Annotated in this window: 8 protein-coding genes; 6 read left to right on the top strand and 2 right to left on the bottom strand. The window is 52.7% G+C overall.

Annotated elements, in window-relative coordinates; genetic code table 11:
- Positions 1-93: 93 nt before the first annotated feature.
- Genes rpmH through mnmE form a run of 5 tightly spaced genes read left to right on the top strand, consistent with a single transcriptional unit; the run spans position 94 to position 4,020 of the window.
- Complete coding sequence (rpmH, locus tag AOB54_10135) at positions 94-228, top strand: 50S ribosomal protein L34 (protein ID WVN41807.1); 135 nt, start codon at positions 94-96, stop codon at positions 226-228.
- A 16-nt stretch (positions 229-244) separates the two neighbouring features.
- Entirely contained in the window at positions 245-601 is a 357-nt protein-coding gene (locus AOB54_10130) for a ribonuclease P protein component (protein WVN41806.1), read from the top strand.
- Positions 598-891: a membrane protein insertion efficiency factor YidD gene (gene yidD / locus AOB54_10125; protein ID WVN41805.1), complete on the top strand. Its 294-nt coding sequence runs from the start codon at positions 598-600 to the stop codon at positions 889-891. Before AOB54_10130 ends, yidD begins: the two co-directional genes overlap by 4 nt.
- A 5-nt stretch (positions 892-896) precedes the next feature.
- Positions 897-2,612 (top strand): membrane protein insertase YidC, encoded by a 1,716-nt coding sequence (gene yidC / locus AOB54_10120; protein ID WVN41804.1) that lies wholly within the window; start codon positions 897-899, stop codon positions 2,610-2,612.
- A 13-nt stretch (positions 2,613-2,625) separates the two neighbouring features.
- Complete coding sequence (gene mnmE / locus AOB54_10115; GenBank protein WVN41803.1) at positions 2,626-4,020, top strand: tRNA uridine-5-carboxymethylaminomethyl(34) synthesis GTPase MnmE; 1,395 nt, start codon at positions 2,626-2,628, stop codon at positions 4,018-4,020.
- 21 nt (positions 4,021-4,041) lie between these two features.
- Here mnmE and AOB54_10110 read toward each other — a convergent pair whose 3' ends face one another.
- Complete coding sequence (locus AOB54_10110) at positions 4,042-4,626, bottom strand: asparaginase domain-containing protein (GenBank protein ID WVN41802.1); 585 nt, start codon at positions 4,624-4,626, stop codon at positions 4,042-4,044.
- Positions 4,627-4,755: 129 nt separating this feature from the next.
- Here AOB54_10110 and AOB54_10105 point away from each other — a divergent pair, with 129 nt between their 5' ends.
- Positions 4,756-6,621: a phosphoenolpyruvate carboxykinase (GTP) gene (locus tag AOB54_10105; protein WVN41801.1), complete on the top strand. Its 1,866-nt coding sequence runs from the start codon at positions 4,756-4,758 to the stop codon at positions 6,619-6,621.
- Between the two features lie 88 nt (positions 6,622-6,709).
- Here AOB54_10105 and pdxA read toward each other — a convergent pair whose 3' ends face one another.
- On the bottom strand, positions 6,710-7,696 hold the full coding sequence (gene pdxA, locus AOB54_10100) for a 4-hydroxythreonine-4-phosphate dehydrogenase PdxA (protein WVN41800.1): 987 nt from the start codon (positions 7,694-7,696) through the stop codon (positions 6,710-6,712).
- Between the last annotated feature and the right edge of the window lie 36 nt (positions 7,697-7,732).

Genomic DNA, 7,732 nt, shown 5'->3' with positions numbered 1-7,732 from the left:
GCCTGGTTTGCCCTGATTAGGCGCTAATGGGCTAAAAAACCGTATACTGTCGGGTTCCTCAAAGTCTAACCCTTAAGTTTTAGGACATTTATTATGAAACGCACTTTTCAGCCGTCGGTTGTTCGACGCAAAAGAACTCACGGTTTCCGGGTTCGCATGAAGACCCGTAGTGGCCGCGCCGTTATTCGTGCCCGCCGTGCCAAGGGTCGTAAGCGTCTTGCTGTCTGAGCTGTAACGTTTGAACATGGGCAAGCGTGATGATCGCTTGCATGATCCAAAAGCGTTTCAGCAAGCGCTAATGACCCGTCCGTTAGGGCGAAGTGGGTCATTTTTGGTGTATCGGATCCCTTCTCAAGATGGTCCTCGGCTTGGGTTTGTTCTTCCAAAAAAGCTCGTTCGGACAGCAGTTCAAAGAAATCAAATCAAGCGCTGGGCGCGGGATTGGTTTCGAAAGCCAGATGCTCCTGTTCCCTCGGGCTTTGCCTTGGTGGTTCGGGTTCGGGCCCTGATACCAAAGCTTCACTGGAACTTAGTTGGCCGAAACGACACAAGGCAACACCTATTACAGGCAATGGAAAAGGCAATAGAGACGCAACAATGAAACAAACTCTTGTGCGCCTTGGTGTGGTTCCCCGCGCTATTGCCGTTTTACTGGTTCGGCTTTACCAGTGGACCATTCGGCCAATCATTGGCCCCAGATGCCGTTATCTTCCCCACTGTTCAGACTATGCTATTGAGTCGTTTCAAGAGCATGGTTTGTTTTCGGGCGGCTGGCTGACCACCAAGCGGCTTTGCCGCTGTCATCCCTGGGCCACGGGTGGCCTTGACCCCGTTCCTGCCAAGTCATTCAACACACAACGTATTTCATCTCAACCATCTATTACTGATTGAATCCTATGGATACTCGTCGTGCCATTTTGTGGGTAATTTTCTCGATGTCTTTGTTGATGCTCTGGGATGCGTACATGCGTCACACGGGCCAAGGATCGATGTTTGGATCACCCACCCCCAAGGTTGAAAAGGTGGTTGGCGCTGACGGGGCAACAGGAACAAGCTCTGGCCCATCTGCCGTTCCAGCGGCCGCAAAGCCCGATAGTGCTGCCATTCCCACCCCCACTCAGGTCAATAAAGAGGCTGCAAAAGCCGCTGCAACACCCATTGCCGCAACAGCGGCTGTGGGCGAGAAAATCACATTAAAAAACGGTGAAATTGAATTAGAGATTGATACCCAAGGTAGCCGGATCACTCGGGCTGTCTTGTTAAACCAGTTTTCTGACGCTTATGAGGGTAAACGTGTCATTCTTTTTGATCAAAACCCTGCCCGCCGATACGAAGCCCATTCTGGTCTGATTGGGCAATCTGCTGCTCAGGCCTCTTATCCTAATCACACCTCCGTGTTTAAGCGGGTTCCGGTGCGCGAAGGTCTGGACCCCAATCGCCATGTTGCTTTGATGGCCGAGTCTGGCGGCATGAAATTAACCAAAACCTATTCTCTAGATGAGAAAGGTTTTGCTGTGAAGGTCTCCCACACTGTTCAAAATACGGGTGCAGATACGGCAACGCCAATGATCTATCTGCAATTAATGCGCAACGGGGATCGTCCACCTGGGGAGAGTCAGTTTTATCAAACCTTTATTGGTCCTGCCGTGTTTACCCAAGAGGGTAAATTCCAAAAAATCGATTTTGGCGACATTGAAAAGAACAAAGCTTCCCATGTGAAATCGGCAAGCGATGGCTGGTTCGGTATCGTGCAGCATTACTTTGTTAGCGCGTGGATTCCCCAAAATGAAGCCGCACGCGAGTTCTACACACGCCGTGTAGAAAACAATCTTTATAGCGTCGGTTTGATTCAGGCACTGCCAGCCCTGGCACCCGGTGCACAACAGACCCACGAGGCCGTTCTTTTTTCTGGCCCACAACTGCAAGATGTTTTGGAAAAGCTTGCCCCTGGTCTTGATCTGGTAGTGGACTACGGCTGGTTAACTTTCTTGGCTAAACCCATCTATTGGTTGTTGGATCAACTCTATGGTGTGGTGGCGAACTGGGGTTGGGCGATTGTTCTGTTGACCATCATCATTAAGCTGATTTTCTATCCGCTGTCGGCCGCAAGCTATAAGTCGATGGCCAAGATGAAGGCTGTTACGCCGCGTCTGATGAAGCTTCGTGAGCTCTATGCCAACGACAAGGCCAAGCTCAATCAGGCCATGATGGAACTCTATAAGACAGAGAAAATCAATCCGCTCGGTGGCTGTCTACCTATCTTGATTCAAATCCCTGTGTTCATTGCACTTTATTGGGTCTTGTTGGCCAGTGTGGAGATGCGTAATGCGCCATGGCTGGGCTGGGTGACGGACTTGTCAGTGCCGGATCCGTATTACATCTTGCCCGTGATCATGGCGATCACCATGTTCATTCAGACCAAGCTGAATCCCCCCCCACCGGACCCGATTCAGGCCAAGGTCATGATGTTCATGCCCATCATTTTTTCAATCTTTTTCTTCTTCTTCCCGGCCGGCCTGGTGCTGTACTGGTTGGTGAACAATATCTTGTCGATTGCGCAGCAGTATTACGTGATGAAACAGATTGAAAAGGCTTCGGCTGCCCATCGTTAAATAATGGCGCCGCATGACATCGGACACCATTGTTGCGATTGCTACGGCCCCAGGGCGCGGCGCCATTGGGGTCATTCGTGTTTCCGGGCCGGCTGTCCGGGCGGTCATGCTGGCGGTCTGTGGCAAGGCCTTGGCGCCACGGGTTGCCACGCATCTTAGTTTTTTAGATCAACAGCAGCAGGCCATCGACGATGGCCTTGCCATCTTTTTTCCTGGGCCGCACTCCTACACTGGCGAAGATGTTTTAGAGCTTCAGGGCCACGGGGGCCCCGGTGTTTTGTCTTTGGTGTTACAGCGCTGTCTTGCTATCGACGGGACTTCTACGATTCACGGCCAGGCATCCCGGATTCGGCTCGCCGCGCCGGGGGAGTTCACGCAGCGGGCATTTTTAAATGACAAACTTGATTTGGCCCAGGCCGAGGCCGTTGCGGATTTGATCGATGCAGGATCCGAGCGTGCTGCGAAAAGTGCGCTGGCATCACTACAAGGCCGCTTCAGTCAGCTAATCCGTGAGCTGGAAGGCCGACTGATTGACTTGCGTATGCGGGTCGAGGCCTGTCTTGATTTTCCGGAAGAGGATATTGAGTTCATTGCGCGTGAGGGTGTGGCTCAAAAGTTATCTGACATCAGTCAACTGCTTTCCAATATTCAGACCAGTGCCCATCGGGGTGCGGTTCTTCGTGAAGGCCTGCGCGTGGTCTTGGTCGGCGCTCCCAATGTTGGAAAGTCGTCTTTATTGAATGCACTTGCTGAACAAGATGTTGCCCTGGTGACCGATATCGCGGGGACTACCCGTGATCGTATTGTTCAAGAGATTGTGATTGATGGCGTGCCAATCCACATCATTGATACCGCAGGCCTTCGGGAAACCCAGGATGTGGTGGAGCGACTCGGTATTGAGAGAACCTGGCAAGAGATTGAGCAGGCACAGGTGGTGCTGTTGTTACAAGATGCCAGCGGAAAAATTTCTGCCCAGGGCGATTTGGAAAGATTGGTCCTGGCCAAAGCAGCATCACGCCGCTCGGTGATACGGGTTTTTAACAAGGCAGATTTGTTATCAACACCGTCACCCCAAGGATTGCCATCCGGGCAGCTTGAGCATCAGGTCTGGATATCCGCCAAGACGGGCCTGGGCTTAGATAGCCTGCGGCAATTGTTGTTGTCGCTTGCGGGGTGGAGTGGTGACGGCGCATCGGGCGTGTTTTCGGCCCGCGCGCGGCACTTAGATGCACTTACCAGGGCCCAGGCCCAGATGTCTGCGGCGACAGATCATCTTCGTGGCCAAGAACTTGAACTCTTGGCGGAGTGTTTGCGCCAGGCGCAAACAGCCTTGTCTGAAATTACCGGTGAGTTTTCCCCAGATGATTTACTGGGCGAAATCTTTGGTCGTTTCTGTATCGGTAAATGACCTTGCTTGGATATCTCTGGGTTATCTGAAAAATCCAGTCATTTTGCGCTTGGTAATTCTGAGCGTGCCATTTTCAGGCTCGGATCCATCTGAGTCGGTGCTTTTCTCGGTGGACTCGAAAACCCCCAACGTTTTGTTTTTGCGCACCTGATCGGCTGCAAAAATTTGCCCACTCATGGCGATATAGACACCGGGGGTAAGGGTCTGAACGGCAGCAGTCGCCATGCCAAGATTAAATAGCGCGTCTGAATCTTTTTGACTGGCCGGTACCATGGCCCCGGTAAAGACCACCACCTGATTTTCTTTGCGCTGCAACATAACCCGTTTTGCGCTTTCCACCATGGTGTCTGTCCCGTGAAGCACAACAATCTGGGGCTCTGGCACTTCGGCGATGCGGTTGGCCAAGATGTCACGGTCTTGCTCGGTCATGTCGAGACTATCGATCAGCATCAGGGTTTCAACCCGATAATTTTGCGCAATGCGACTTGTCTTTGCCCAATCTGAAATGTGGGACTGGCCAAACCCCATTTGTCCGCTATCTGCCAGGTAGATTTTTTCAATTGTGCCGCCGCAGCTTAGAAAGAGCAGTGGAGTTGTCGGGTTCATGAGCATGGGTCAAATGTTAAGATGACATGAGTTTGTCACAAACGCGCCGTCGGCATGCCGTCTAGGCGCGTATGTCTTTTTAGACAAGAACAAGAAGCATCAAACTTTAATTCTTACGACCAGCAGACCATGAATATCAACACTCCAAGCTATGTCCAACACCAGGGCCTGATCGACTGGGTAACCTCGATCGCACAAAAAACAAAGCCAGCCAATGTGGTCTGGTGTGATGGGTCAGAGGAAGAGGCCAATCGGCTGCTTGCTGAAATGGTGGCCAGTGGCACACTGAAAAAATTAAACCCCGCCAAGCGGCCCAATTCCTATCTTGCCTGTTCGTCGCCGTCGGATGTGGCCCGCGTGGAAGACCGCACCTTTATTTGTAGCGACCGCAAAGAAGATGCCGGCCCCACCAATAACTGGATTGATCCCGCAGAGATGCGCAAGACCCTGGATGGTCTGTTTGATGGCTGTATGCAGGGCCGCACCATGTATGTCATCCCATTTTCAATGGGCCCGATCGGGTCGCCGATTGCCCACATTGGCGTTGAAATTTCTGACTCCCCCTATGTGGTGGTCAACATGCGCCTGATGACCCGTATGGGTAAGGCAGTCTTTAATGTATTGGGGCATCACGGGTCTTTCGTGCCCTGTGTGCATACGGTGGGCATGCCATTGCTGGCTGGCCAAAAAGATGTGGCCTGGCCCTGCAATGACACCAAATACATTGTTCATTTCCCCGAGACCCAGGAAATCTGGTCGTATGGCTCGGGCTACGGCGGCAATGCGCTCTTGGGTAAGAAGTGCTTTGCGCTCAGGATTGCTTCGGCCATGGGTAAAAAACAGGCCCACGGCGCCAACCCTGGCTGGTTTGCCGAGCACATGTTGATCCTGGGGGTGCAGGCACCCTGGGGCAAGAAATATCACGTGGCGGCAGCGTTTCCTTCGGCCTGTGGCAAGACCAATTTCGCGATGTTGATTCCACCCAAAGGGCTGGATAACGGCGGCTGGAAGATCACGACCATTGGCGATGATATTGCCTGGATTAAGCCCGATGCCCACGGCAGGCTGCGGGCCATTAACCCTGAAAATGGTTACTTTGGCGTAGCCCCGGGAACTAACGAGAAGACCAATTACAACTGCATGGCCTCGCTTAAAGAAAACGTGATCTTTACTAACGTGGCCTTAACGGATGATGGCGATGTCTGGTGGGAGGGCATGACCGACACACCACCGGCCCATTGCATTGATTGGCAAGGCAAAGATTGGACACCGGAGATCGGCAAAGCCGAGGGCCGAAAGGCCGCCCACCCCAACGCACGCTTCACGGTGGCATCGGTTCAAAACCCTGTGATCGACTCTGAGTGGGACAACCCCGATGGTGTGGCCATTGATGCCTTTATTTTCGGTGGCCGGCGATCCACCACGGTGCCCTTGGTCACCGAGGCGCGCAACTGGGAAGAGGGTGTTTACATGGCGGCGACCATGGGTTCGGAAACCACCGCAGCGGCCGCTGGCCAGCAGGGTGTTGTTCGGCGTGACCCATTCGCCATGCTGCCATTTTGTGGCTACAACATGGCTGAATATTTTGGCCATTGGCTTGACCTTGGCGAAAAGTTATCGGCCAGCGGTGCAAAACTTCCAAAGATCTTTTGTGTGAATTGGTTTAGAACCGATGAAAACGGCAAGTTTGTCTGGCCTGGCTTTGGCGAAAACGCGCGCGTGTTGAAGTGGATGTTGCAGCGGATTGAGGGCAATGCCAGCGGTGTGGAGCATGTCTTTGGTGTTACTCCACGTTATGAAGACCTGGATTGGTCGGGATTGAATTTTTCTGCCGAGCAGTTTGCCAAGATCACATCGATTGATCGTGATTCTTGGAAACAAGAGTTCACACTGCATGCAGAGTTGTTTACAAAGCTTGCCCATGGGTTGCCGGATACCCTTCCGAAAACCAAGGCGGCCTTGGAGCAAAAACTACAGGAGCGGCTTGCCGCTTAATGAGCGGTGAGTTGATTTAAAACCCTGGGTGAGCAGCCGCTTGCCTGGGGTTTTTTATTGCCATCAGTGGCCTTGAGCCTGTGATGTTTTAGTGGTTGATTCGGGGCTGATTGGGGTGTTCGTTTTGACTGGCCAACCGATCAGCAAGTGCGATTGCGGCAAGCAAGGAGCCAGGATCAGCACAATTTTTCCCTGCAATATCAAAGGCCGTGCCGTGATCCACACTGGTCCGAATAAAGGGCAGGCCGAGTGTAATGTTGACGCCTTGATCAAGACCTAAGTATTTGATCGGAATTAACCCCTGGTCGTGATATTGGGCAATCACAACGTCAAAATCTCGGTGGTGGCGTGCCCGCATAAAAATCGTGTCGCCTGGCCAGGGCCCGGACACATTCACACCAAAGCCTTTTGCTTTGGCAATGGCCGGGCCGATCACATCGATCTCTTCACGGCCAAAAAGGCCCGACTCGCCAGCGTGGGGGTTTAGGCCAGCGACTGCGATCCGTGGTTTGGTCACCCCGAGCTGCTGGCAGCCTTGTTCGGTGAGCATAATGGTCTGAACGAGATCCTCGACATTGATGGCATCAATCATGTCTTTGAGTGAGACATGGACGCTATTTAAAACCACGCGCAGATCTGGATTGACCAGCATCATGCGAACGGGGGGCGGTGCCGACGGACTTGCAAGATCAGCGAGCATTTCTGTGTGGCCGGGCCAGGGGTGGCCGGCAAGAGAGAGGGCTTCTTTGTGAATTGGGGCGGTCACGATTCCGGCCGCCTCGCCACGGGTGCACTGGGCGACCGCAGCACGAATTGATTCAAATGCCGCCTGACCTGATTCTTTTCCCACATGACCAACATTAATTTTGTCTTTTTCCCATTTGTTAGGAACAAAAACCATATTTTCGGTGGGAATTGAAAGCCTTTTTCCCTCTTCCTTAAACCAGTCTGGGTCTCCGGAAATCAGCAGGGGCCGTTGGCCTGTTCCAGAGTCGTGCCACTGGGCGATGGCCTTGAGCACGATTTCTGGGCCAATTCCTGCGGGATCGCCAGATGTCACAATGAGCGGTTTCATGCCGCGATGCTAACAAACCAGGGTTGTTGCTGTGAG

This window comes from beta proteobacterium MWH-UniP1, assembly GCA_036362785.1.
GTDB lineage: Bacteria > Pseudomonadota > Gammaproteobacteria > Burkholderiales > Burkholderiaceae_A > Lacustribacter.
The sequence above is the reverse complement of the archived record's forward strand: the minus strand, read 5'-3'. Positions and strand labels throughout refer to the sequence as shown.

Bases quoted from the DNA above. Each gene is read 5' to 3' on its own strand.
- rpmH (WVN41807.1), top strand. From the start codon at position 94: ATGAAACGCACTTTTCAGCCGTCGGTTGTTCGACGCAAAAGAACTCAC.
- AOB54_10130 (WVN41806.1), top strand. From the start codon at position 245: ATGGGCAAGCGTGATGATCGCTTGCATGATCCAAAAGCGTTTCAGCAA.
- yidD (WVN41805.1), top strand. From the start codon at position 598: ATGAAACAAACTCTTGTGCGCCTTGGTGTGGTTCCCCGCGCTATTGCC.
- yidC (WVN41804.1), top strand. From the start codon at position 897: ATGGATACTCGTCGTGCCATTTTGTGGGTAATTTTCTCGATGTCTTTG.
- mnmE (WVN41803.1), top strand. From the start codon at position 2,626: ATGACATCGGACACCATTGTTGCGATTGCTACGGCCCCAGGGCGCGGC.
- AOB54_10110 (WVN41802.1), bottom strand. From the start codon at position 4,626: ATGAACCCGACAACTCCACTGCTCTTTCTAAGCTGCGGCGGCACAATT.
- AOB54_10105 (WVN41801.1), top strand. From the start codon at position 4,756: ATGAATATCAACACTCCAAGCTATGTCCAACACCAGGGCCTGATCGAC.
- pdxA (WVN41800.1), bottom strand. From the start codon at position 7,696: ATGAAACCGCTCATTGTGACATCTGGCGATCCCGCAGGAATTGGCCCA.